Source organism: Exiguobacterium sp. UBA3491 (genome assembly GCF_002377745.1).
Lineage (GTDB): Bacteria > Bacillota > Bacilli > Exiguobacteriales > Exiguobacteriaceae > Exiguobacterium_A.
On sequence record NZ_DFQK01000032.1, the window covers coordinates 146,991 to 170,890 of the forward strand.

31 protein-coding genes and 1 pseudogene are annotated in these 23,900 nt (G+C 44.2%); 11 read left to right on the forward strand and 21 right to left on the reverse strand.

All coding sequences use genetic code 11. The annotated features are described in order from the left end of the window. Positions 1-126: 126 nt before the first annotated feature. The 10 genes from B4F99_RS13160 to B4F99_RS13205 all read right to left on the reverse strand — a co-directional run bounded on the left by B4F99_RS13160 (position 127) and on the right by B4F99_RS13205 (position 11,178). On the reverse strand, positions 127-2,190 hold the full coding sequence (locus B4F99_RS13160) for a beta-galactosidase (protein ID WP_290758731.1): 2,064 nt from the start codon (positions 2,188-2,190) through the stop codon (positions 127-129). A gap of 36 nt (positions 2,191-2,226) precedes the next feature. Next, positions 2,227-3,042, reverse strand: coding sequence for a sugar ABC transporter permease (locus B4F99_RS13165; RefSeq protein ID WP_290758735.1), 816 nt, complete (start codon positions 3,040-3,042; stop codon positions 2,227-2,229). Positions 3,043-3,080: 38 nt separating this feature from the next. Then, the gene (locus tag B4F99_RS13170) at positions 3,081-4,337 is read right to left on the reverse strand and encodes a carbohydrate ABC transporter permease (protein ID WP_290758738.1); all 1,257 of its coding nucleotides are present in this window, start codon (positions 4,335-4,337) and stop codon (positions 3,081-3,083) included. A gap of 75 nt (positions 4,338-4,412) precedes the next feature. Further along, positions 4,413-5,681, reverse strand: a complete 1,269-nt coding sequence (locus tag B4F99_RS13175) for a sugar ABC transporter substrate-binding protein (RefSeq protein ID WP_290758741.1) — start codon at positions 5,679-5,681, stop codon at positions 4,413-4,415. Positions 5,682-5,796: 115 nt separating this feature from the next. Next, on the reverse strand, positions 5,797-6,789 hold the full coding sequence (locus tag B4F99_RS13180) for a LacI family DNA-binding transcriptional regulator (RefSeq protein WP_214854065.1): 993 nt from the start codon (positions 6,787-6,789) through the stop codon (positions 5,797-5,799). Between the two features lie 285 nt (positions 6,790-7,074). Beyond that, complete coding sequence (locus B4F99_RS13185; RefSeq protein WP_290758744.1) at positions 7,075-7,497, reverse strand: cytidine deaminase; 423 nt, start codon at positions 7,495-7,497, stop codon at positions 7,075-7,077. 10 nt (positions 7,498-7,507) lie between these two features. Continuing rightward, positions 7,508-8,278 (reverse strand): ABC transporter permease, encoded by a 771-nt coding sequence (locus tag B4F99_RS13190; RefSeq protein WP_214854071.1) that lies wholly within the window; start codon positions 8,276-8,278, stop codon positions 7,508-7,510. Next, the gene (locus tag B4F99_RS13195; protein WP_290758748.1) at positions 8,275-8,976 is read right to left on the reverse strand and encodes an ABC transporter ATP-binding protein; all 702 of its coding nucleotides are present in this window, start codon (positions 8,974-8,976) and stop codon (positions 8,275-8,277) included. The genes B4F99_RS13190 and B4F99_RS13195 overlap by 4 nt, the downstream gene beginning before the upstream one ends. 96 nt (positions 8,977-9,072) lie before the next feature. Continuing rightward, entirely contained in the window at positions 9,073-9,513 is a 441-nt protein-coding gene (locus B4F99_RS13200) for an NUDIX domain-containing protein (protein ID WP_214854077.1), read from the reverse strand. Between the two features lie 39 nt (positions 9,514-9,552). Continuing rightward, complete coding sequence (locus B4F99_RS13205) at positions 9,553-11,178, reverse strand: M3 family metallopeptidase (RefSeq protein ID WP_290758754.1); 1,626 nt, start codon at positions 11,176-11,178, stop codon at positions 9,553-9,555. A 159-nt stretch (positions 11,179-11,337) separates the two neighbouring features. Between B4F99_RS13205 and B4F99_RS13210 the strand changes: the two genes are divergently transcribed. From B4F99_RS13210 to B4F99_RS13225, 4 genes are all read left to right on the forward strand, one after another. After that, positions 11,338-11,544, forward strand: coding sequence for a helix-turn-helix transcriptional regulator (locus B4F99_RS13210; protein WP_035407684.1), 207 nt, complete (start codon positions 11,338-11,340; stop codon positions 11,542-11,544). After that, positions 11,541-12,239: a DUF3169 family protein gene (locus B4F99_RS13215; RefSeq protein WP_214854083.1), complete on the forward strand. Its 699-nt coding sequence runs from the start codon at positions 11,541-11,543 to the stop codon at positions 12,237-12,239. The genes B4F99_RS13210 and B4F99_RS13215 overlap by 4 nt, the downstream gene beginning before the upstream one ends. A gap of 292 nt (positions 12,240-12,531) precedes the next feature. Next, the gene (locus B4F99_RS13220) at positions 12,532-12,714 is read left to right on the forward strand and encodes a hypothetical protein (RefSeq protein WP_035407678.1); all 183 of its coding nucleotides are present in this window, start codon (positions 12,532-12,534) and stop codon (positions 12,712-12,714) included. A 5-nt stretch (positions 12,715-12,719) separates the two neighbouring features. Then, on the forward strand, positions 12,720-13,583 hold the full coding sequence (locus B4F99_RS13225; protein WP_290758757.1) for an NAD-dependent epimerase/dehydratase family protein: 864 nt from the start codon (positions 12,720-12,722) through the stop codon (positions 13,581-13,583). A 204-nt stretch (positions 13,584-13,787) separates the two neighbouring features. Here the strand turns inward: B4F99_RS13225 and B4F99_RS13230 are convergent, their stop codons facing one another. Next, positions 13,788-14,597, reverse strand: coding sequence for a phosphotransferase (locus tag B4F99_RS13230; protein ID WP_290758760.1), 810 nt, complete (start codon positions 14,595-14,597; stop codon positions 13,788-13,790). Positions 14,598-14,674: 77 nt separating this feature from the next. On the opposite strand from B4F99_RS13230, the gene B4F99_RS13235 reads away from it, so the two are divergent. After that, positions 14,675-15,076 (forward strand): VOC family protein, encoded by a 402-nt coding sequence (locus B4F99_RS13235; RefSeq protein WP_290758764.1) that lies wholly within the window; start codon positions 14,675-14,677, stop codon positions 15,074-15,076. Positions 15,077-15,085: 9 nt separating this feature from the next. Then, complete coding sequence (locus tag B4F99_RS13240) at positions 15,086-15,406, forward strand: YnfA family protein (RefSeq protein ID WP_396200677.1); 321 nt, start codon at positions 15,086-15,088, stop codon at positions 15,404-15,406. A gap of 79 nt (positions 15,407-15,485) precedes the next feature. On the opposite strand, the gene B4F99_RS13245 is transcribed toward B4F99_RS13240, so the two are convergent. From B4F99_RS13245 to B4F99_RS15530, 5 genes are all read right to left on the reverse strand, one after another. Further along, on the reverse strand, positions 15,486-15,839 hold the full coding sequence (locus tag B4F99_RS13245) for a hypothetical protein (protein ID WP_290758770.1): 354 nt from the start codon (positions 15,837-15,839) through the stop codon (positions 15,486-15,488). Then, positions 15,836-16,051, reverse strand: coding sequence for a helix-turn-helix transcriptional regulator (locus B4F99_RS13250; RefSeq protein ID WP_290758774.1), 216 nt, complete (start codon positions 16,049-16,051; stop codon positions 15,836-15,838). The genes B4F99_RS13245 and B4F99_RS13250 overlap by 4 nt, the downstream gene beginning before the upstream one ends. A 63-nt stretch (positions 16,052-16,114) precedes the next feature. Beyond that, positions 16,115-16,564, reverse strand: coding sequence for a GNAT family N-acetyltransferase (locus B4F99_RS13255; protein WP_290758777.1), 450 nt, complete (start codon positions 16,562-16,564; stop codon positions 16,115-16,117). Between the two features lie 19 nt (positions 16,565-16,583). Continuing rightward, positions 16,584-16,928, reverse strand: a complete 345-nt coding sequence (locus B4F99_RS13260; RefSeq protein WP_290758780.1) for a DUF3147 family protein — start codon at positions 16,926-16,928, stop codon at positions 16,584-16,586. A 147-nt stretch (positions 16,929-17,075) separates the two neighbouring features. After that, positions 17,076-17,297: a MarR family winged helix-turn-helix transcriptional regulator gene (locus B4F99_RS15530; protein WP_396209267.1), complete on the reverse strand. Its 222-nt coding sequence runs from the start codon at positions 17,295-17,297 to the stop codon at positions 17,076-17,078. An 89-nt stretch (positions 17,298-17,386) separates the two neighbouring features. On the opposite strand from B4F99_RS15530, the gene B4F99_RS13265 reads away from it, so the two are divergent. Both B4F99_RS13265 and B4F99_RS13270 read left to right on the forward strand, forming a co-directional pair. Next, entirely contained in the window at positions 17,387-17,743 is a 357-nt protein-coding gene (locus tag B4F99_RS13265) for a hypothetical protein (RefSeq protein WP_290758783.1), read from the forward strand. Between the two features lie 12 nt (positions 17,744-17,755). After that, a complete protein-coding gene (locus B4F99_RS13270) occupies positions 17,756-18,523 on the forward strand; it encodes a nucleotidyltransferase domain-containing protein (RefSeq protein WP_290758785.1) in 768 nt (255 codons plus the stop codon). Here B4F99_RS13270 and B4F99_RS13275 read toward each other — a convergent pair. Beyond that, positions 18,512-19,222, reverse strand: a pseudogene (locus B4F99_RS13275) (class I SAM-dependent methyltransferase). The gene B4F99_RS13270 and the pseudogene B4F99_RS13275 sit on opposite strands and share 12 nt — an antisense overlap. 183 nt (positions 19,223-19,405) lie before the next feature. On the opposite strand from B4F99_RS13275, the gene B4F99_RS13280 reads away from it, so the two are divergent. After that, entirely contained in the window at positions 19,406-20,041 is a 636-nt protein-coding gene (locus tag B4F99_RS13280; protein WP_290758788.1) for a homing endonuclease associated repeat-containing protein, read from the forward strand. A gap of 48 nt (positions 20,042-20,089) precedes the next feature. On the opposite strand, the gene B4F99_RS13285 is transcribed toward B4F99_RS13280, so the two are convergent. The 3 genes from B4F99_RS13285 to B4F99_RS13295 are packed head-to-tail and all read right to left on the reverse strand — an operon-like array spanning position 20,090 to position 21,362. Continuing rightward, complete coding sequence (locus B4F99_RS13285; protein ID WP_290758791.1) at positions 20,090-20,500, reverse strand: DUF4362 domain-containing protein; 411 nt, start codon at positions 20,498-20,500, stop codon at positions 20,090-20,092. A gap of 18 nt (positions 20,501-20,518) precedes the next feature. Beyond that, complete coding sequence (locus B4F99_RS13290; protein ID WP_290758793.1) at positions 20,519-21,025, reverse strand: SRPBCC family protein; 507 nt, start codon at positions 21,023-21,025, stop codon at positions 20,519-20,521. After that, a complete protein-coding gene (locus B4F99_RS13295) occupies positions 20,997-21,362 on the reverse strand; it encodes an ArsR/SmtB family transcription factor (protein WP_290758796.1) in 366 nt (121 codons plus the stop codon). Before B4F99_RS13295 ends, B4F99_RS13290 begins: the two co-directional genes overlap by 29 nt. Before the next feature lie 136 nt (positions 21,363-21,498). Here B4F99_RS13295 and B4F99_RS13300 point away from each other — a divergent pair, with 136 nt between their 5' ends. After that, the gene (locus B4F99_RS13300) at positions 21,499-22,353 is read left to right on the forward strand and encodes a LysR family transcriptional regulator (protein ID WP_290758798.1); all 855 of its coding nucleotides are present in this window, start codon (positions 21,499-21,501) and stop codon (positions 22,351-22,353) included. On the opposite strand, the gene B4F99_RS13305 is transcribed toward B4F99_RS13300, so the two are convergent. Next, positions 22,341-22,976 carry a hypothetical protein gene (locus B4F99_RS13305; protein ID WP_290758800.1) on the reverse strand — a complete coding sequence of 212 codons (636 nt, stop codon included), beginning with the start codon at positions 22,974-22,976 and terminating at the stop codon, positions 22,341-22,343. The two genes, B4F99_RS13300 and B4F99_RS13305, sit on opposite strands and share 13 nt — an antisense overlap. A gap of 118 nt (positions 22,977-23,094) precedes the next feature. Here B4F99_RS13305 and B4F99_RS13310 point away from each other — a divergent pair, with 118 nt between their 5' ends. Then, positions 23,095-23,862 (forward strand): SDR family NAD(P)-dependent oxidoreductase, encoded by a 768-nt coding sequence (locus tag B4F99_RS13310; RefSeq protein WP_290758803.1) that lies wholly within the window; start codon positions 23,095-23,097, stop codon positions 23,860-23,862. Positions 23,863-23,900 lie beyond the last annotated feature (38 nt).

The window sequence follows — 23,900 nt, forward strand, 5'->3', positions numbered from 1 at the left end:
TCATTTGATAAGGAGATCCAGCGTTTTTCAGTATTGTTACCGATTTACATCATCTCAGCCTCGGTTTCTGAGAATATTTTGCAAAATCCGTTCCACCCTATACTTACTACATATTTTCTGACGACGTTATTTTTTGTTATTACACTTCACAATTCTTACTTCGTACGGTTGTAGTAACACAGTTCCGATGAGTCGTTCTCCCGTCAAATAGTCTTCGACTGGTTTTTTTAGTTCAATCGTTTTGCGTTCTTCCGAAAAATTCATGATAAATCCGTAGATAGACGATGCATCGATTCTCACCTGCACCGAGACACCTTCTGGATGTTCAATCTGAAGAGGCGACAGCAAATTCAACGAAGAGATGATTTCTGCATAAAAATCGTTTTGGAATCGCTCCTCCAACCTTCCACCAATGTACCAAGCGACGCCCTCTCCGTGATTATTCCACGTCACTGCCGCTGTGTCAGCATAAAAGTCTTCTGTATAAACTCCAACTGTTTCAGCTGTCACTACTTTCAAGACTGTCGCATAATCCTTTAGTTCATATGTCTTATCGCGGAACTTCACTCCATTTTTATCCATTGGGTATAGCGTATCGTTTTCAACTGGCTCGATTCCGAACATCGTTGTTAACTCACTTGGCCATCCACCAAAATAAGTTAAGTCAGATTCATCAACTAGCCCGGTCAAATACGTCGATATGAGAGTCCCACCTTGCGCGACGAATCGATTTAACCGTTCGATTGTCTCTTGACTGACTAAATAAAGCATCGGAACGATCAACAGTTTGTAACCATCAAAATCTTGTTCTTTTGTAATGACATCTACCGGAATATCACGCTCGTAAAACGCCCGGTAATGTTCTTGGAGTGTTTGGGGATAACGCTTCGTGTCATTCGAAAATCCTTGCGCATCGTCAAATGCCCAGTTGTTCTCCCAGTCGTATAAAATCGCAACTTCGGCTGGACGATGTGTACCAACGACTTCATCTAAATGTTCTAACAAACGACCGACTTCTGCAACTTCTTGAAAGACACGATTTTCAGAACTTCCATCATGATCGACGACTGCCCCATGAAATTTTTCAGATGACCCTCGAGATTTACGCCACTGGAAGTAAAGTACGCTATCCGAACCATGGGCAATCATTTGCATCGAAGATAACAAATGCATTCCTGGTCGTTTAGCTTTATTGACAGGATGCCAATTAACGGCACTCGGCGTCGATTCCATTAACAAGAACGGTTGTTGTTTTAGATTACGAAATAGATCGTTAATAAATCCGACCTTCATCGCCAAACGACTCGTTGACTCCCTGTCGTTATGCCAAGCTGGATACGCATCCCAGCTCACGACATCAACATATTTCGCGAACTGACTATAATCAAGCGACTGGAAGGGAATCAAATCATCCGTATCTGCCATGAAATTGGTAGTCACCGGTATATTCGGAGTCACTTCGCGTAATGGCTGAATTTCATTTTGATAGAAATTAATGGTTTGATCCGTAATAAAACGACGCCAATCTAAATTTAAGCCGTGGACCATGCTTTCGCCGATTGGCGACGGCGATTCAATCTGCGACCACTCATTGAACGTATGGCTCCAAAATGCTCCCCACCAAGCAGCATTCAGCCGATCAAGTGTTTTATATTTTTCTTGTAACCAGATACGAAAAGCGGATTGGCATTGATCACAATGACACTCTCCCCCGTATTCATTCGAGATATGCCACATCAATAATGCCGGATGTTTCCCATAACGATTCGCCAATAGTCGATTGATGTGTTGCGTTTTTTGCCGATAAACACGCGAACTGAAACAATGATTATGACGTCCGCCATGAAGCTGTCGAACCCGTCGTTCATCGACGCGCAATACTTCAGGATATGCTTGCGATAACCATGCGGGTCTCGCTCCACTCGGTGTCGCTAAAATTACATTTCCACCACTTTGATGAATGTCATCTATGATTCGATCCAACCACTCGAACGTGTAAACCCCTTCTTCCGGCTCTAATGCACTCCAGGCAAAAATGCCGATGGAGTACGTATTCGTATGAGCGAGACGCATCAATTCGATATCTTGGCGTAAGACATGCGGAACATCCAACCATTGATCTGGATTATAGTCTCCACCATGGAGCATTCGCCTAGCAGACGTTACATAAGATTTACCTGATTTCTCCATAGATATTCCTCTCCTAAAAAAACTGATTTCTATCTATTACCCTTTTGTTCCACCAGCCGTCAAACCGGCTACGAAATGCTTCTGGAGCAGAACGAAGACGACAGCGATCGGAATACTAATCAAAATCGCACCTGCTGCAAATGTCGTATAACTTGCTCCCATTGCTTCATTCACTAAGTTAAATAGACCGATTGGTAACGTATAGGATTCTTGCGTTCTAAGTATTGTCGATGCCAAAACAAAATCTCCGAGTGGTCCTGTGAATCCATTCATCGCAATGACTGCTAACATTGGTCGACATAATGGCATGATGATTTGAAGGAATATTCTGGTATTGCTTGCACCATCCAACTTTGCACTTTCATCTAAGTCTAATGGAATTGAGTCCATATAACCCTTCATCAAGTACGTATTCATTGGGATCTGCCCACCAATGTACAGTAAAATTAATAACCAGTGGCTATTCATCATCCCTAAAATTTGCGCTAATACGAACAAGGCTATGAGCGCCGAAAACTGAGGAATCATTTGAAGTAACAAAAATAACATCAATGCTTGATCACGTCCTTTGAAACGAAAACGAGAAAAAGCATATGCAGTGAAAGAGACACTAACGACAGTTCCAATCATCGTAAACACACTGATTTTCAATGAGTTCATGTACCACTGGCTATATTGAAGGCTTTCTTTTCCAGCAAATAATTCACGGTAGTGATCAAAGGTAGGGTTTTTCGGAATGAGCGATGTACTGACTAAACTATTTCCTGGATTAAAACTCGCACCTATCGTCCAAAGAAGTGGATAAAAGATGACGACAGACACGACCAACAAAATGACATAGGTGATGGTCATACGAATGAAACGTAGTCTTTTTATATTCGACACTACCGTCACGCCCCTTCCTTAAACGAATTTGTACGTCTAAACTGCCAAAGCGCAATTGTAATGACAAAAATCGAAAGTAAAATCGTTAAAGCGGCGGCTAATGCATATTGACCCGATTGCATCGTTAATTTGTAAATCCAAGATACGAGAATATCGGTCCCTCCCGCGTTTGATCCAGGTACAGACGGACCGCCACCATTGAACAGATAAATGATGTTGAAATTGTTGAAATTAAATGTAAACTGCGTAATGATAATCGGCGACATCGCAAGTAACACCATCGGCATCGTGATGAAGCGGAATTTCGCAAAGATTGATGCGCCATCGATTGTCGCCGCTTCATATAAATCTTCAGGAATCGATTGTAAGACTCCTGTCGTGACAAGAAACACGTAGGGAAAACCTAACCACCCTTGCATGAAAACAAGTGCCACACGCGTCCACTTTTCGTCCGTCAACCAAGGTAATGCATCGATGCCGAAAAAAGCGAGAACATCGTTGTTAATTGAACCAAAACTGTCATTGAAGAGTCCTGCGAACACTAAAATCGTCACGAATCCTGGAACTGCCCATGGAAGGACGAATATCGTTCGGATGACTTTTTTAAAGCGAACTTCTTTCTGGTTGACGAGAACTGCTAACAAAATACCTACGGAAATTTGCAAGGTCGATGCGACTAAAGTCCAGACAATCGTCCAAGACAACACATCAAAGAATGTCGATCGCCATATATCCACTTTGAATATTTGAGCAAAAGTGGAAAATCCGACCCAATCGGCTAATTTTGCTGGTGGAGAATGGTAAAGATCGTAGTTTGTAAAGGCTAACGCAAAACTAAATAAAATCGGGAAAATGACCGCAAAAATTAAGAGAAATAATGCCGGACCACTTACCACGTAAGGGTATCCCTGACCAATCAAGTTTAAATAATCTGACTTAAATGAACTTATTCGTAATCCTTTGTCTCTTTTTTGTCCAGTTCGGTATGCATCTCGAAGATTATAAAAATAAAGGGTGAGACCGAACAACAATACGATGATGGCGATGATGCCTTGTGCTAGTAAGAAAATAGAATTGTCTCGCGGTACTTCCGTACCAAGCGTGACGATGCCCCACAATCCCATGTTCAATAAGTCGGCGAACGCAATCAAAAATGCAACACTGACCGTTAACAACAAAATACCTTTAATCCACTGACGATGATACAATTGCCCAAGTCCAGGAATCACTGACAAAAGCAGACCTATTCTACGATGTCGCACGTCTTTCACCTCTTCACAAATTATCTATCAGCAGACTATATCAATGGTCTAACTGACGAATCGGAATCACCATTCTCATTTCGAACTGTGTTTCGCTTTAACTTGTCCTTCGATGGTATTAACGGCTTGAGTCATCGCCTGTTTTGGTTCAACCTTTCCTGTTGCGATGGTTTGAAGGGCTGCATCAACTGGTTTCCAAACTTCATTCATTTCCGGGATATTTGGTGTCAACTCAGCAAATTTTGATTGTTCTGCCACGGCTTGAGCTGCTGGACTTTTTGTAACAATCGGATCATTCGCTAATGCACTGATGGCAGGTACTTCTTTTGTGATTTCAAAACGCTTTTTTGAATTTTCTTCGTTCGTTAAATAGAGCGCTAATTTTTCAGTAAGCTCTGCGTGTTTTGAATAGCTACTAACGTTATAACTTTTTACACCTAAAAATGAACTCATATTTTTCCCATTTTCAAGCTCAGGAAGTTTGGCGACCCCAAAATCGATGCCCGCTTTCTCAAATGGTCCAACATTCCATGGACCAGAGATGATAGCTGCTGCCTTTCCTTCCGTAAACAGTGATTCCAAAACGTTAATCCCTTGTTCACCAATAATTCCCGACGGAAACAGCTTCTCCTTGTAGAATTTTTGAATGTAGTTTGCTCCTTCAATTGCGCCAGCATTCGCTAACCCGATGTCTTTTGTGTCGTATACTCCACTTTCCGAACGTTTGAATATGTAACCGCCATACCCACTCATGACACTCTGCGCATAATAAACTTGGTCAAATAATGCTAAAAAACCGAACGACTTTTCAGTTTTCATCTTTTTCGACAATGTGTACCAATCTTCTATCGTTTTAGGTAACGCTTTATCTGAGACTAATTTCTTGTTGTAATATAGAATCGTCGTCTCCACAGCTTTAGGCACGCCGTAAATTTTGCCTTTGACGATTTGTGAATCAAGTGCAACATCCGTATATTGAGACTGGACGTCTTTCGGAATCTTTATTTCTTTTATGATTCCTTCCGTTACTGCCGTTCCAATTTGGTCTCCAGGCATTGTCAATAAATCGGGACCTGTTCCGGCCGGTCCGTCCAACCGGAGATCTTCAATTTGTTTTGCATACGGTTTTTCAACAACTTTGATGTTAACATCATTCTCTTTTTCAAATCGTCTCACAGCAGATTTGATTCCTTCGCTTTTTTCGATATCTTCCCAAACGACTAAATTGATTTTTCCATTATGAGTCTTTGTATCTTTTGCCTCCTCTTGCGGACCACACGCAGCTAACGACATACTCAATACAAAACCACTAAGTACAGCAGAATATTTCAATTGTTTTTTCATAAAAAAACCAAACCTCCTTAGAGAATTGTAAAACACAAATGAAAGCGCTTTAACAAATAAAATATAACACTCTAAGAAGATTTAGTAAATAATTTTAGTAAAAAATTTACTAAAATTAAATGGTGCTTTTTCTCATAATTAACTCAGAACCTATATACAATGTTTTTACTACTTTTCGTTTTTCAATGATTTGTTCAAGTAATAAGTGAATCGCATTTTTACAAATTTCTTCAATATCGATATTGAAAGTCGTCAAGGGAGGCGAAACATACTTCGCGATACTCGTATTATTCACACTGATCAGGCTGACGCGGTTCGGGACATCAATTTGTTTTTCGTGAAGTGCTTGCAGACAGCCGACGGCGATTGGATCTGCCGCTACAAAAAAAGCGGTTGGCATATTTTCACCAAGGCGTTCAATCGCTTGACTCATTAAAAAATAGCCATTATCAACTGAAAAACCATGATGACAGAAGATAAATGTCTCATTTAGCATTCCTTCTTGCTGCATATACTTACGAAAAGCACGTTCCCGCCCATCCATTTCTTCTACATTTGTATCAGCATTCTGAAAAGTTCCACCGATAAATCCAATTTCTTTATGTCCCTGCTGCTTCAGAACTTCTATTGTCTTTCGTGTGATTTGGTCAAGGTCTGGACGCACCGAATCATAGTGTTCAGCATCTGGTGTCGAATCTATGAAGACTCCATTAGTCGTCAACTCTCTTAAATATTCCAGTTCTCGATCCATAAAAGAACCCACTGCAATAAATCCCTCGATGTTTAGCGGAATCTTTTCAATCCCATCCGCTACTTTGTAGGTCGTTAACTCCATGTTATTCTCCCTAGCCAATCTCTCGATCGCAATTCGCATCGTGTGAAAATAAATATCTTCAAGCTCCTCTTTATCTGTCAACCAATACAAAAAAGCAATATTTTTAACGAGTGATTTCATCGTCTTTTTTTTGTAACCAAGCTCTTCAGCTACCTCAAATATCCGCGTTCGCGTCTCATCACCAACCGATAAACTTAAATCATTATTTAATACCCGTGAAACTGTCGAAATGGAACAGCCTACTTTTTTAGCAATATCTTTAATCGTCGCCAAATGATAACACTCCTTTTAAATTTAGATTTAAGTAAAATTTTTAAGTAAAATTACAAATTTTATATTTTTAAATTATACCTTTCTTTTTTTTATATTACTTCATAATTCATAAAAAGAGGAAGGAAACCATAATGAGAAGAAAAGAATGCATTAACGATGTTGAGCTTTTTTTAATTACAAAACTAAGTGTTCTACAAAAAGAAAAACGAAGAAACTACACATCTCAGACGATGATAGTTCCTTCGTTTCTTTTTTAAATCAACGAATTTTATTCCATTCTTATAATCACGAACGAACATATTTAAGTGGAATTAAGTCTGCAATCCGCACTTTCGTCAACTGATCGTCGATCTTCAAGAGGACAAATGCGTCCGGTGCATAATCAGAAATCAATTCGCGACACATGCCGCACGGACTGACGACATGAATCGTTCGGTCCGTCTCATCCGAATAGGGATGTCGAACTGCGACGATCGTCTCAAAATCCGTCAATCCATCCGTGATGGCGGAACCGATCGTAATGGCTTCCGCGCACACCGTCACCCGTCCGATATACGCTTCGACATGAACACCCGTTTTCGTCGCGCCATCTTTTGTCCGCAACGCAGCTGCGACGTGATGTTTATCGTCAGCGTAACGGCTTTGAATCGTTTTGGTTGCTAGTTCGACCAGTTGCAGGTCGGCTTCAGTAATCGGATAAATCTGCATAACGTGCTCCTTACGTGTCTTTTTTCTTATAGGTCAAACCGATGAATTGTGCTTTTTCATTGAATAGTCTACGGTAGGATAGAAAACCAACGAGGACCGATGCCATCGCCGCCGTCGTCAAGATCAGGAATAGAATCAATAGTTGATAAAGGACCGCTTCCATTGGATCCGCGCCACCGATGATCAACCCACTCATCATCCCTGGCAATTGGACGAGGCCCATCGTTTTTTGCGCTTCAATCGTTGGAATCATACTTGTCCGGATCGCGCCTTTTAAGCTCGTATCAATCGCTGTCTTCGCATCTCCACCAAGCGAAAGAATCAGTTCGATGACCTCGTCGCTTCGTTCGACCTCGTCCTTGAACTTATTAAGAAACAACAAGGACAAAATCATACAGTTCCCAATGACCATCCCGCTGATCGGAATGACTTGCTGGGCTTCAAACGGAATGATTTGTAATCCAAGCAAAATGCCCATCGTCAATGCTTCGACCGCAATCAATGTCAACAAGATGATCCACTGGATCCCGGGAATCCCGTCCCCTTTACGGATGACGTTCAGTGTCGCTGCACCGATCATCAACAGAATCATGAGTAACATGAAAATTGGACTGCTGCTTTCAAAGACGAACGTCAAAATATAACCGATGATCAAGAGTTGGACGATTGATCGAACGGTTGCGATGAGGATGTCCTTCTCTAGACCAAGCCGTAACGTCCGCGCTAAGACGAGGGGGATCAAAATGAAGATCAGCGAAGTCGCCAGTTGGAGGTAACTCATATCGATACCCCCTTCAAGAACGCTTGTGTCTCTGCTTGACCACTTGAAACGAGTTCTTTAAAAGCACCAGACTCAATCAATCGACCGTCTTTTAAAAACCAGACGTCGTCGCTGACCCGCTTGGCTTGCTCTAAGTCATGCGTAATCCAAATGATCGTCGTCTGCAACTCCTGCTGTAAATCAAGAATCAGCTTCTCAATTTCTTGTACCATCCGGTAATCGAGACTTGCCGTGATTTCGTCAAGCAACAGGACGTCCGGTCGATTAACGAGTGTTCGTGCGATTCCGAGTCGGCTCCGTTCGCCACCGGACAAATCTTTGACCGGTCGTTCAAGTTCGACGGATAGTTCGACTTGTTGTAGCAAGCGTTCCGCCTCCTCGCGTGGTAACGATTCCCCGAAGATCGATTTCGGTAAATTAATATTATCGTAGACGGTACCTGGAATCATCGGCGCGCTTTGGAACGCCATTCCGATCCGTTTGCGGACGTCGAGCAGATTCATCTGCTCGAGTGGTTCGCCTCGAAAACAAATTTCGCCGCGATCGGGAGAAATAAGTCCGTTGATGTGTTTCAATGTCGTGGATTTTCCGGCACCACTCGGTCCGACGATCGTCGTAATGACACCTTCGCGGAACTCACCCGTTATTTCGTGTAAGATGTGTTGATAGCTGACTTCGTCAAACGTAAGAATCGACATACTGTGTGTTCACCTGACTTTCTACAAATTTCGGGTAAGGCTCCTGTAATGTTGTACCCGAAAATCCGGCACCTTAGTACGTCAAGCGACACTTCCTTACGCGTGAATGATCTCTCCGGCAAAATCATACGGTACCGTTCGACCAGCAAAAAGCGACTCTTTTGACGCTTCCGGTAAATTAAGATGTTTGAACGCTTCTTCACGGTCCATCCAGACGAGTCCGGAAATTTCTTCTGGAACATTCGTCTTCAATTGACCGGAAGTGATTTCTCCCGCGAAGAAGAAAAACAGACAATGTTCCCCCGCTTGCGGGAAGAATGCTTCCGCCACATGGACGATGTCCCCTGGAATGATGGTGAAGCCTGTCTCCTCAAGTACTTCACGCGTGATTGCAGTATGTAGCGTTTCGTCATGTTCGACGGTTCCTCCCGGCAGTGTATAGTAGTCACCGTGTTCGCCACGGTTCTCGACCATCAATATCTGACTGCCTGTAGTATTGAATAACGTCGCATAGACAATGTTTTTACGTATATTCATGTTCGTCCTCCTATCGTTTTGTACATCTGTCGCTCCGGATTAAGACTTTCTCTTTTTAACATCTTCATCGTCTAATTGATCTAACTCATTTATCCAAGCTTCGATTTGACCTTCTAGAAATGTCAGCAACTCTCTCATTTTCGCATCACTCGGTAAGAATGACACACCCGCTCTCGCATAAACCTCTTGAACCGAATGGGTTTGACTGAGCGCTAAAGCTGCAAGGAAGTCCTTCATCGTTTGGGCAGGATCTTTCGTATAACGGTGATACAACTGAAGAGCGGCAAGCTGCGCTATAGCATACTCAATGTAATAGAAAGGCGTCTCAAAGAGATGAATGACACTCATCCATTCGAGTCCTTTCCAATCAGGCGTTTCCGACCAATCGAGGATGTCCGTATCATAGGTCTCCCGGAGACGTGCAAAAGAAGCTTGTCGTTCTTCCGGCAGATGGTCAGGGTGAGCATAGAGCCATGATTGAAAACGATCGACGATGATCGTTTGCGGCAAGAACTCCACTATCGAACGGATCTGTTCGAGTTTCGCCCGGGCAACGTCTCTTCGATCTGGAATCACTTGGTGCCACTCGTTCATCGTCAACAGCTCAAGTGACATGGCGGCGAATTCCCCTACTTCGAGCGGAATCGGTTGAAGTCCATCATACGTCTCTTTCATTGCATCGTTATGGACGGCATGCCCCATCTCGTGCATGAAGATGACGAGATCATCGAATGTCTGCATACGATTCATGAACAAGAATGATAGACGTTCGACGGGAAAATACTCACAAAATCCTCCTCCAGCTTTGTTTGAACGGGCATCGATATCGAGATGAACCGCTTGGCGCATTTCTTGTAATATGTCAGCAAAAGACGGATGAACGCTCTCAAGAATCGCTTGTGCCTTATCTAAAAATGAAGCGTCAGAACCGGTTATGCGATGATCAATCTGCGTATAGGCCGATTGCCGGACGTCCCACGGATGGAGCGCCTGTTTGCCAAGAAACGTTTGTTGCTCGAGCTGAAATTGCTGTTTAACCGGTCGGAAATAAGTTTGAACGATGCTGGCGTAATGATTGACATCCTTGCTTGAATAATCGATACGACCAAGCTCCGAAAAAGCCAATTCTTCGTAACTCGCCTGATGGCTTGCAGAAGCACGCACTTGTCGCATGTCGACAAGTTGCGAAAATAATCGTTGAATGACGGATTCATTCGTCCGGAACGCTTCTTCAATCGATAAGAATGCTTGTTTCCGTGTCGGCTCATCTGCATCAAATAAGGCGGCATAGAGATCAGAAACCGCTTCTCCTGATTGTGTCAGCATCGTTGCCTCAATCCGAAGATACTCTTGGATGAGACGCGCTTCCTCTTCCGTTACACGCGTCGCTCTGAGTGACTGTTTCCAGAGTGCTCGCGTTCGGAGCGGGACATCGTCGCGAGAGATAAGATTCATTTTTACCGAACGTCTTAACGTATCGAGTTTGTCTAATAGCTGCTGACGTCCTTGTTCATATGTATTACTTGCGTCCGAGTCTGTCACGTCTTGGAGATAGGTGATTTTTTGTTTGAGTAGTGTCTCTTCGATTTGTAGAACCGAAGCGATTTGGCACGTACCATCCTCATCATGATAAAAAACATCGTTTACAGATGACTGAGATTTCATCGATATGTTTCACATCTCCTTTCGACTTATTCTAGTATACAATTTATCCCATCGATATGATTGATTTACATATTAATGACCATCATATTATCTTTTTTGACTATTATCGTTGTCAAAAAGACTATGATAAGTTACATTATATAGGAGGTGAATCCCTATATGAAATCCCGCTTAAAAGAATTACGTGCTCGTCACGGATGGAATCAGTCTGAACTGGCGCGGCGTGCAAACATTTCACGCCAGACAATCAGCTTAATCGAGCGTGAAGAATTCATGCCTTCGCTATTGATTGCTGTCAAAATTTCTCGTGTGTTTGATACGCCGTTAGAAGAAATTTTTTATTTCGATGAGGAGGAATTAATATGAAAAAAGAAGCAATCAAAGTCATCATCGCAGCACTGCTCGGTTTCATTAGTAGCTATATCGTTATGTCTGTCTTCAATCATACCAGCTTGTCAAAGTTTGAACTATCGCTCTATCTTAATTACATATTCACTGGTCTTTTCGTTATCTTGACGGTTCTTACCCTCAGTTATATCGTGCGCTATTTGCAAATTCGTCAATTGACTCGACGTCCTGTTTCTTCAGACGACGAGGATGCGATTGACGGTCAAGTGAATCGATACTATGCGGATGGCATGATGATGGTTCAGGTTTCTACTCTTCTCAGCATCGGTCTCGCATCTTTTAGCATCATCGAAAATCATTTCGGACTTCATTTATTACTAAGTGGTCTCTTTTTCATCATCAGTAGTTTTGCATCCTATTATTATCTTAATCTTATGCGTCACATCTACCCAAACCGTGATTTCCCAAAGTACTCGGAAACAAACTATGTCAAAAAGCTATTTGCCGCCTCTGATGACGGAGAACGACACGTCATGTTAGAAGGTCTCATTCGTTCACAATCTTCGTTGCAACTCCTATTGATGGGTGTCATCGTCGTATTGGTCATTTATTCGTATGAAACCGGACAGTCTCAGATCTTCGCAATCAGTTTATTGATTATCGCCTTGATTTGGAGCAACGCGAAATATTTCCTTTATGTACGCAATCGCTAAAAAGGAGCATACAGTCAATCGACCGGATGCTCCTTGACATGCCTTCAAAAATCACGATGATTTTGCTGCTGATGGACATCATGTTGATTCAGTGTATACTCCTGATCGTCGAGCGAGGGATGTTTCGATTGACTGCGCGCTGAAATGAACCAAACGATTCCACCCACAGCGAGAAAAATAGCAATGAAGATCATAGACACCTTTCTTTAGATTCTTTTTTTACTTTATTCTTCCAACATCCTTAATTTTCCTTTACGATAAGGTAGAAGATAAAAATATAGGGAGCGATAGGATGTTTGGTAAAGAACCGACATGCATTCATTGTGGCAAAACGATCGAAGGAAACGAAAAGGTTTATATCCAGATGCGTTATCCAAAACATCGCGGGATGACGGAAGTAAAAGCTTACTTAAAAAGCGAAGGTCGTTTCATTTGTGAGAAATGTTTCGCTGAAAAGACGGAGTCAAAGGAGTAAGCATCATGAACTTAAACGAGAGTACGATTTTGATTACAGGGATGACCGGGACGCTTGGCTCACGTGTCGCGCAACGTTTTCTTAAAGAAGCGTGTGAAGTTCGAGGACTCTATCGTTCTCAGGAACAGGCGGATCACTATTCAACAAATGACGTTATTCCAATCATCGGCGAGCTCGGTAATCCGGCTTCGCTTGTTGCAGCACTTCAAGGCGTCGATCTCTTGATCCACTGTGCTGCCTACCTTGGGGATGACCCCGACTTAGCGGAAGAAGCAAACGTCACAGGTGTGAAACATCTCGCCGATGCTGCAACAAATGCTTGTGTCAAGCGCATCATACATATCTCGACGACTTCCGTTTACGGAGAAGTCGTGAGTGGACATTTTTCGGAAACGTCACCGCTCCTACCGTCAGAGCACGTCTACATTCATACAAAGCAGTTATCGGAACGCCTGTTACAGGAATATACACCCGATTCCGATTTAATCATCCTCCGACCTGGTTCTATTTGTGCCGAGAAACAATCCTACTGGGGGGATCGACAAGTCGAGCGGATGAAAGTGGCAGATCTCATTACTTGGTTACACCCGGAAGACGTCGTTCCGTGGATCCATGCGGATAACCTAGTCGAGATGATTGTTCTTGCTGCAACAAATGCGCAAGATGGGGACATCTTTAATGCGATTGATGTTAATCTGCCAGAAACAGATTTCCGCATGAAATTGATTGAAGCAAGTGGTAAACAAATTCAAGCACCAGATCGTCCAGCGGAACAAGCGACATTTTCGAATGACCGGATCAAGCAACTCGGGTATGTTTCGTTTCGTACTCCTGAATCAACCGTTGAACATCTAGTCAAATCATTTTAATAACGAAAGAGGCATCGAATCGAATGATTCAGTGCCTCTTTCTGATTATCATCTTGCCAATATCCCCTTAATCCAGAGATTCCGGTCGTGAACCTGTAGTTCTTTTATCGTTAAAAGGACCTGCTCTGTTCCGAGCGTTCGTTCCGCTTCAGGAACACTGCGTTTCCCGAGTGAACGATCCAGATTGAACTTCAGCCAATCCAACTATCCTTGGACACTGATATTGATGACATGAAGCCAGTCGACATCAGGCAAACGTTGATTTATCGTATAACCAGCAAGAACTGCGTTAAATCGATCACGATCAAACGTATCGTCTTTACGTTTTGACCAATAACAGGCGGTTTCAAATACGTCGACGGCTCGATGAATCAATCCTGCAGACTCCCAGTCGATCAAGACCGGACCATTCGTTGTCCAGAGAACATTTTTCGGATCAAGATCACGATGGCTGACGATCCAGTCTTCAGGTAGTTGCAGTTTTGCTTCCAGTGCTAATCGTTCCAGTCGTTGTAGCTGTTCCTGTTCTTCGACTAGCAACTGTAGCCAGTCTGATTGCTGTCGCTTTCCTTCTTCTAGGTAATCGTTCCAATCGATTGGCATACTGGAGGTATCTGGCTTTGGAAAGCCAGTCGTCGCCACGGAATGACCATGCAATCGTCCTAATTGAACTCCGATTTGTCGTGCATGTGTCGGTCGAATTTGATCGGCTGATAACGTCTTGCCATCGACCCAATCAAACACTTGATCGTTGACGCGACGTGCTGGTAATGCTGCTAAGTAAAGAGACGCTTGCATCGCAACGTCTTCTGACATCTTAAAGTTGTTTCGTGCTTCAGGACGTCGCATGATTTCCTGATTCAATCGTTTTAAGACATAGAATCCTGTCGTTGTCTGTAGTCGCCACGACTCATGCAGAAGACCACCCGTCAATCGGACAGGTTCGCTGATCGTTTGCCCTAACGAAAAACGTTCACACATCAAATTTATGGCATGTTGCATCGTATTCTCCATTTCTATTACTCCAACTGATTCGCGAAATGCTACACTAGTTCTGCATGATTTCATTGAACACGAAGGAAGGTTTTAGTATGAAACAAATTCATCACATCTGCATTCAGACGACAGATTACGTCGCATCCAAACAATTTTATGAACAGCTCGGGTTCACGCTCGTTCAGGAATCGCCTGGTTTTCATGATCGCGACTTTAACAGCTGGTTACGACTCGGTGATTTCTATATCGAGTTACAGACACCCAAATCCGGTCAACCGTTCACCGATTACACGAAACAAGCAGCGGGTCCTGTTCATTTCGCCCTCTATGTTGACGACTTGCAAGAGGAAGTAACACGACTGGAACAACTCGGGATGCCTTTTTTACCAAAACACGGTGGCAACATCTATTTCGTCGTCGATGGACATCTGAGTAAATTAAAAGCACCGGAAGGAACGATCATCGAATTGCGTGATACGTTTGCGATTGAGGGCTGAATCGTGATCATGTCAGCTTTCATTTTCTTTATTGCTGGTTTAAGTGAGATTGGTGGCGGATATTTGATTTGGCTATGGCTAAGAGAGGGACGACCTGTGTACTTCGGTTTAATGGGAGGACTCGCCCTCATTTTATATGGCATCATTGCTACGTTTCAGCAATTTCCAACATTCAGTCGCGTCTATGCAGCTTATGGTGGTGTATTCATCGTCATGTCCGTATTTTGGGGCTGGATCATAGATCGTAAATCACCAGATACCTATGACATAATTGGTGCTTTAATCTGTTTAATCGGCGTCAGTGTCATGCTGTTTGCTCCGCGTCACTAATTTTTAAGTACCAAGAGAGGAATGTAGCTTTTTCCTCTCTTTGTTTTATCCAATCATCGAGGAATCTTTAGCCCCTAATTCACATCTTCCGATTCACATACAGCAACGTAATCGGGAAGAGTAAGATTTGTCCTCCTAATGCCAACAACAGAGCAAATTGAATGTCTTGAAGGATTGATAAATTGACGAGAACTAAAATCAAAAAAAGATATCCGATACTTACGAGATAAGCGATATGTCCACTACGGATTTTAATCGTTCCTTGACGCTCATCATACGGTTCCGTTGGCGAGAATACCGTTCCTGTGATACGTGACGTGACACCTGCTAAAAAGAGGATGATTCCGAGTGTTTTAGCCGCAGGATCCGTCATTATTAAGTACAGACCTACTCCTATTAAAAAAATATCTAGTAACACATTGACTCGCATCATTCCGCTCCCTCCTCGTTCGTTCGACTCGGTGTAAAAATATCTTCGATTCGCCGCTCAAACAAATCAGCCAGTGCAAAAGCGAGGTCAAGTGACGGATTATACCGCTCTTTTTCGATGGAAATGACCGTCTGACGCGATACGTTCAATCGTTTTGCCAGTTCGCCTTGCGACCAACCTCGTCCCTCGCGCATCTTCTTGACCTGATTTTTCATGGTTCCACCTCGCTTATTCCACTATATGTAAATAACGCACCACCTGTCAAGTTTCCTTTACACCTACTTCAAACGCTCCCACATGATATACCGATCGTCGCTCCCAATCTGAATCAATTCCGCTTTTTCAAGCACCCTGATCGATGCTTGATTCGTCAAATCCGTCTTTGCGAGTACAGCCTTCACTTCGGTTTGGTCGAACACCCAATCAATCAAGGCTCGGACGGCTTCCGTCGCAAAACCTCGATTGAGAAACGCTGGTAACAAACCATAACCGATTTCGACTGCTTGTCGCGAGTCTGGTTTCCCTTTGAATCCAATATCTCCGACTACCTGCCCGTCTTTTGTCATTACGAGCCAACTTCCCCAGTACAGCATCGATGGATCTGACGCGAGTAACGTCAAGTGATGCTGTACTTCAGGTCCGTTCTCGTATTGCTGTTGTTGTAAACGCGTTACGTCTGTCGCTGTGCATGGATAAATCGTCAATCGTTCTGTTTGAAGGGTTACCACCGCTTTCTCTCCTTTTCCGTTACGTCTGCCACCACTGTTGTAGATAATATTGAACATACCAACAGACGATAAAAAAACTCGTTGCACCAACTATACTGTAAAACACAGGAATCCCTAAACGAATGAGCCAATACAAGACAGCTAGCAATAAAAATGTCGCCGGTAACCCGAGTAACACACTCTTTAAAACTGTACTGAGCTCGGTCCGTTCACTTCCTTGTTTGACGAGCCAGGCGAAACTGATCAGACTAACGACCGGCAACGCGGACAATACGCCACCTCGTGACGGTGAACGACGGGCAACTTCGGTAACGAGACCTATGACCACTGCGCTTGACAATACCTTAACGAGAAAAGCAATCATCTGCAGCCTCTCGCAATAATCGAAACGCCTGTTCAATCGTCTATTGGTCTGTTTTTGACATCGTAGCAAGCACTCGATTCAACCGTTCAGGATCAAGTTCTGTATGACGCCGAACGATTGTATCTCCATCGTTTGTTAAATCGATCGTTACTTGACGTTGATCTTCCGGATTCCGTTTTTTTCGATATAACCTAATTTCTCCAACTTTTTGACGTGCTCGGACATCGTATTATGTGAGAGGCGAAATGCCTCGGCAATCTCCTTGATCGTCGGATTCGTCGCAAATTGAATGTGTTGGAGAATACGTACACTCTGGTGAGATAGGTTTTCTTTGAACCGTGACTGTAGTCGGTTGTAAATTTTTTTCAAAATCAGATGAAATCATGATGCTCCCCTTATATCGCATAACCCGAATATATCGAAATTACGATATATAACTAGAAAAAGAGGTGTGTTTCATGAAAAAAGTTTTAGCTACTACAATGTTAATTGTTCTTTGTCTCAGTGGATGCCAGGAAGAGACGACGATTACAACGACAGACCTCATCGCGGCTGAAGCCATCGAACAAAATCAAGATGTGATCCGCTTAAATGACCGTGTTTATCGACTGTATCAATTAGTAACTGTCTCGGATCTCTCCTTAACACCTGGTCCACGTATCAAAAAAATGCGATCCGAAACGACACTCAAGGACGGCATGGCTAATCGACTTAAGAGCGGTACGGTCATCTATCAAGAAAAAGATGATACGATGTTTTTATATGTGCAGCGAAACAAGACCTGGTATCGCTATCAATCAATTCCTGAAGGATGAGGAGGAAAATAGATGCAGTATCCAACGACATTTGGCACGAAAAATGGCTACATCCACAATCCTACTTCCGCTGAAGCAATTCCTGTCCGTTATCGTACCGTGATTCGCGACGTCGTCGCCTATGTACAAAGCTTATCCGCGTTTCATGGCGTGTACTTGTATGGTAGCGTTGCCAAAGGAACGGCGCGTCCCTTTGAATCTGATCTCGATTTTACACTGATTTTGACAGAACCGTTGACGGAAGAAGAACGCATGCAGTTAGATGAACGGACGGAACACTGGTTGACGAACTATCCATTCGTCACCAAAATCGATTATGACATCGGTCTGCTTGGCGACGTCATACGGGATGACGAAGCACTTCGCTGGGGCGTCTGGTTGAAATCCGTCAACTTGTTTTTGGCAGGCGAAAATCTCCAAAGTCGATTTCCGTCCCTTCGTCCGACACGCGCTCTTGGCTTCGCGTTAAACGGTGGGTTATGCGAGCAGTTAAAAACGGATTTATTTCTCCTAGAAACAGATCAGATCGCTCTGCTTCATTCGGATTCGATCGTGAAACGGATCGTTAGGAGTGCCTATCACCTCATCTTAGATGAAGATCAAAGCTTCGTGCACGACTTAGAGACACTCCGTCCGATTCTACTTCATTATTTTCCGGACGAACCGCGCTTTTTGTCACTGTTCGCCGCTTACGATACGCATCAAATCATCTCGTTAGAGGATATCCATTATTTTATAGATTGGTTCACGTCTCGAATGCCAGACGAATCATTCCTTTAATCGGAACAGACCAGTCCACAGTCCGGCATGACCAAATAACACCTCTGGATTGTCGACGGCTTTCATTTCTGTTAGTTCGATGACGTCGAATGCATCGAATATGTAAAGTAATCGTTCTTTCGTGTAACCGAGTCCACCTTGAAGACTATTTTCCTGATAGACTTCCCAGTCCGTCAAGGTCGCCCCGCCCAGCGGACCGCCCGCAACAAAACACGTCAATCCGAAATATCCTCCGGGGCGCAACATCTCCTTCAGTCGCGTCACGTAGGTCAAACGTCGATGTGGCGCCATATGGTGAAAACAGCCTGAATCGTAAATGAAATCATATGTATTCTGTTCCGTCGTCTCTAGAAAATCTTGCTTTCGAAACGCAACATGCGCTCCAGTCTGTTGTGCTTGTTCCGTTGCCCATTCTAACGCGGTTGCTGAAAGATCCAGTCCTGTCACCGAGAAATCGTGTGTTGCGAGGTAGATCGCGTTACGTCCCGGTCCTGTTCCGAGATCTCACGCGTCACCCGGTGAGAGCCATCTCTGTTCGACGTAGCGAACTAAGTTCTCATCAGGAATGTTCTTAAAAAATGGGACCGGTTTCGTCCGATCTTCATAAAACTTGTCCCAAAACGGTCCTGGTTCACGCAATCGCGCGTCGAGCATCTTTAAAATATCTTCCATCGTATCAATCGTCTGTGGTTCAGTCATTGATCAGTCCCCCCTCTTTTCTTCTATAATATTGTATTCGCTTTACATCCCTGATTTCCCTGTATTTCTCGGATAAAAATGCGCTATTTTTCTTACCTTACGATATTGTTAGTATGTTCTTGAAATCGCTCATGCTACACTAGCCTGTAATTGAAACAACCATTCAAAAGGGAGATATCTTGCATGCGTCAACATCCGACTTCCACTTCTACCTTAGCAACGGATGAGAAGATCATCCGCTTGATTCAAGGTCTTCATCAGATGCACCATTCACCTATGAAAGCTACCCATTATCAAAAGTTAGCGGCTCAACTTCCTTACCCATCACTTGAAGAGATCAATGCACGATTCGGCTCGTGGGCACACCTATTAGAGAAAGCAGGCATCGTCAAGACTTCTCACTTATCGACCAAAGACCGGCTGACGTTGAATCGTCCGGCTGCGGTCAAACGAACGAAACGGTGGTCAATCGAGGAGAGTGTCGCCTTTTATGTCGCACAAAAAGGAACGAACATGACGATTCGCTCCTACACGGAATTACGGGATTTACATCCAGAGATGTTAAGTGCGAATACGATCATTCGTCGGTTCGGTACGTGGAAAAAAGCCTTAGCACACTTCGACCTCACCTCGAACGGTTTCTTCACTGACCAAGACTGCCTAGAAGCACTTAAACAAGCTGCAGAAACTCATGGACCGCTATTGACGAGTCAACAGTATGCTAAGTGGGCACGTGCACACCAAGCTCCTTCACTGACATTACTGATTGAACGTTTTTCAAGTTGGCGTGAAGCTTTGCGTCGCCTTGATAGCGAATGAAAAGGATCGTGCCCGCTGATTGATTCGACGGGACACAATCCTTTTTGATTATTGTTTTGGCAATCGTAGCAATTCATGATCCGTTCCTTCAGCGCATTGATGTAACGTATAGATCGCCTCTTGCTTCACGATCGTTTTATCGAGTTGCTGACAGACTTCATTCTCTCGATCGTCGTCTGTAGAACCGAACTGATCACGTGATGAATCAGACGAATACTGATACGTCTTGCCATTATATTTGACGTCATACAAAATCGGATCTCCCTCGGTCGTGTAGGCTGTGATGCGAATTTGATCTGATTTTCCTTGCTTCGATTTCTTCAAAAAGGACTCGAATCGGTCGCTGTTCTCTACACCATTTTGGACAATGATGTCGCCGTTCTCCTTCGCCTCTTCCATCGTGTACTTTCCACAACCTACTAAGAATAGGATACATAAAGCTAAACCGATCTTCCGCACCAAAACATCGACTCCTTCTTACTGTTTCGTCAATAGGTGATCTAGGCGATACAGTTGCGACGTAAAGCCCTCCTTCATCCCCATACCAAGCACTTCTTGCACAGCTTCTTCTGTCTCATAGGTCGACTCGAAGACGATCAACGTCGTTTCCCCGTGGTCGAGAAATGTCGTGACATTCTCGCTTCCTGGTAAATGTTCAGAGATCGCCCCTGACGCGTCTGAGAAGTAATCGGCATGACTATACGTATTCGGAGCATCGATGTGCCTGAAAATCGCTTTTCCCCACGACTCCATGCCGTAAAAGTCACCTTGCGCCGGATCAACACAGCGCATGCAATAATGCCACACACCACCCGGTTGAAATTCGAACGTCTTGATCGTTGACTCCCAGCCTTCCGGTCCCCACCACGCTTCAAGCTGTTCTTTTTCCGTAAATGCGGCAAAGACGCTATCTCGCGGCGCTTCACACGTCCATTCCATTCGTAGCGTCTTCCCCTCAATCGAAGTCTTTAATTCCTTTTTCATTCGTCCCGTCTCCCTTCACGTTCGACTGAATCTGCTTCAAATGTGCGTCTAGACGATGCATGCGGGCTTCCATTTGCGCTAGCGAGTTGCTCCATATGACGAGTTCTCGAAACGCTTCTGGACGAAGACTGTACAAGCGACGATTCGCCTGTCGTTCGACAGTGATCAGTCCCGCGTCAAGCAACAGCTTCAAATGCTTCGAGGTTTGCGGTTGGCGTAACTGTAATTGTTCAGCTAACTCATTGACGGAGAGAGGACCGTTTCGTAACGCTTCAATGAGTTGGAGCCGTGTCGCGTCTCCGAGTGCTGAGAATCGTATTGGTATCCAATCGTTCATATCCGTTCACCTCTTTATTTTATATATTCCAGATTTAGAATATTCCAAACTAAGAATATAAAAAATGCAAAATGATTGTCAGATGCGTTCAAATGACGTACGTTCTAAACAACCTGTATGAAAAGAGCGTGAAGCAATGAAGACCGAATGGATGGAAGCATTCCTCGTCACCGCGGAGACCGGCAGCCTGACGAAAGCAAGCGAAGTATTGCATATGACGCAACCGGCGTTAAGTAAACAAATCAAAAGTCTTGAGAGTGCACTTGATGTCTCTTTGTTACACCGATCGGCACATGGTGTCACGTTGACGCCAGCAGGCGAAATCGTCTTTGAAGAGAGTCGTGAACTGCTTGATCGGATCGATCAGATGAAACGACGGATTGGTACGATCGACGAACGGACGACCTTGACACTCGGATCATGGCCAAGCGTCGCGATGACGTATCTCCCGCGTCACGTCTCGCGTCAAGCAACGGCACCAGATCTCAAGTTGAAGACGGCGCATACGACGATCGATTTGATGCAAGGCCTTGAAGAACGCCGATACGATGCCGTCTTACTCGACGATCGACATCACGTCCATCCGTATCACACGACGCATTTGTATACGGAGAACTTTTTACTTTACGTGCATCAAGACGATGAACGATTTATAGGCTGTACGTCTGTGGCGTTTGAGCAAATTCGTGACGCCTCTTTCTTATCGCTTCCGATTGATTGCGATTCGACGAACATCCTAAAGGACGCGTTCATCGAGCGAGGTGCCGTCTACCAAGCAGAAAACGAGATGGAATTCGGATCGAGCGTCCTCGGTTTCATCCGTGCAGGACTTGGTATCGCTCTATTGCCGGAGATTTTCCAAGATGGACTGTCACCTGAAATCAAGACGTTACCGGTCGACGGGTTTGATGTCGTCCGCGAATTGTCACTCGTCTCACGAGACGCCTCCCATCATGCGATCCTGCTTGATTTACTCGGTCAGTCGCGCTGAAGATGCACTTGTAGTTCATTCCTTAGATCATCGACCTGATCTTGTGAAATCGCCGAGTCCGGTGTCTCACCGTACCGGACGAGATGATAGATCGATGGATCGAGCGTGACATCAATCCGTTGTAACCATTCGCCGACCGTCTCTTCAGAGCGGCGGCGTTTTTGTCTTGTCAGCTGCCGATCGAATGTTTGTAAAAGCCGGCGAATCTCTGACTCTGATTCTTCACCAACAATTGTTTGTCGTATCGAACGATTTGGGGAAAACACCGGCGGCGACTTCATTAAATCGTCGATTACCTTCTCTCGTTTGCGTCGTTTTCGCAAACGCTTCAAGAAGTAACGCACACTGAAGAGGACGATCAGTAGTATGACAAGACCGACGACAACGTAAAAGGTAGCAACTCCTAATGCATCCTTATCCGAAAATCCCCCGCTTTGTACATCTTTTTTCTGTTTGTCCTTTTTAAATTTAACGTTCGTTTTTTCTTCATCATTCGTCATGAAAGGCGTCCCATTAGATGCCGGTTCATAAAAGAAATAACGGTAAACTTCCGTACCGACCAATTGAATCGCAGCAAGGCTTACGAGTGCTATACATAATGTCACAACTAACCCACGCTTCATCCTATCCCTCCTTTTCAATATTTTACCATCTATACTGTACCACGAAGTGATTTTTCTTTCTTTTCAGTCAATTTTTCATTAGAGTAAGTAGTGACTCTCATTTAAAGGACGTGACATCATGTATCTTCCAAGTTTTTCGTTGACCGATCAGACATTTCTTATCACAGGAGCTGGTCGAGGCATTGGTCGCGCGCTCGCCATCGGGATGGCAGAAGCCGGTGCTAACATCATTCTCGTCGCCCGGACGGAACGGGATTTGAAGGAGACGGCACAAGAAATCGAACGACTCGGTCGATCGGCTTACATCTTCCCGTGCGACATCACTGACCGGAAACAAGTCGTCGAGACGGTAGCTCGTGCCTACGAACAAGTACCGCAGATTGATGGACTCGTCAACAATGCCGGAATGAACATTCGCTCGAAGGCACTTGATGTAACAGAAGACGAGTGGGAAACAATCCAACAGACCAATCTGAAATCCGCCTTCTTCTTCGCTCAAGAAATTGGGAAACGGATGCAGGAGACAGGTGGAAGCATTCTGAACATCGCCTCGGTTGCTGGTCACGTCGCCTTACGGACCGGCGTCGTGTATGCGACGACGAAAGCGGCAATGATTCAGATGACCAAAGTACTGGCGCTTGAATGGGGACCACGAAACATTCGTGTCAATGCGATCGGACCGTGGTATTTTAAGACACCATTAACGGAGCCATTGCTGAAAGATCCTACATACCTGCAAGAGATCGTTGACGTGACACCGCTCGGTCGGGTCGGTGAATTAGAAGAACTGGTTGGACCAGCTGTCTTCTTATCGTCTGCTTCAGCCCGTTACGTGACCGGGCAAACGCTTTATGTCGATGGTGGGATGACGATTAAAGGTTTTTAAAGACAGAAGAAGACGGATGCGCATCTGCCCATCCGTCT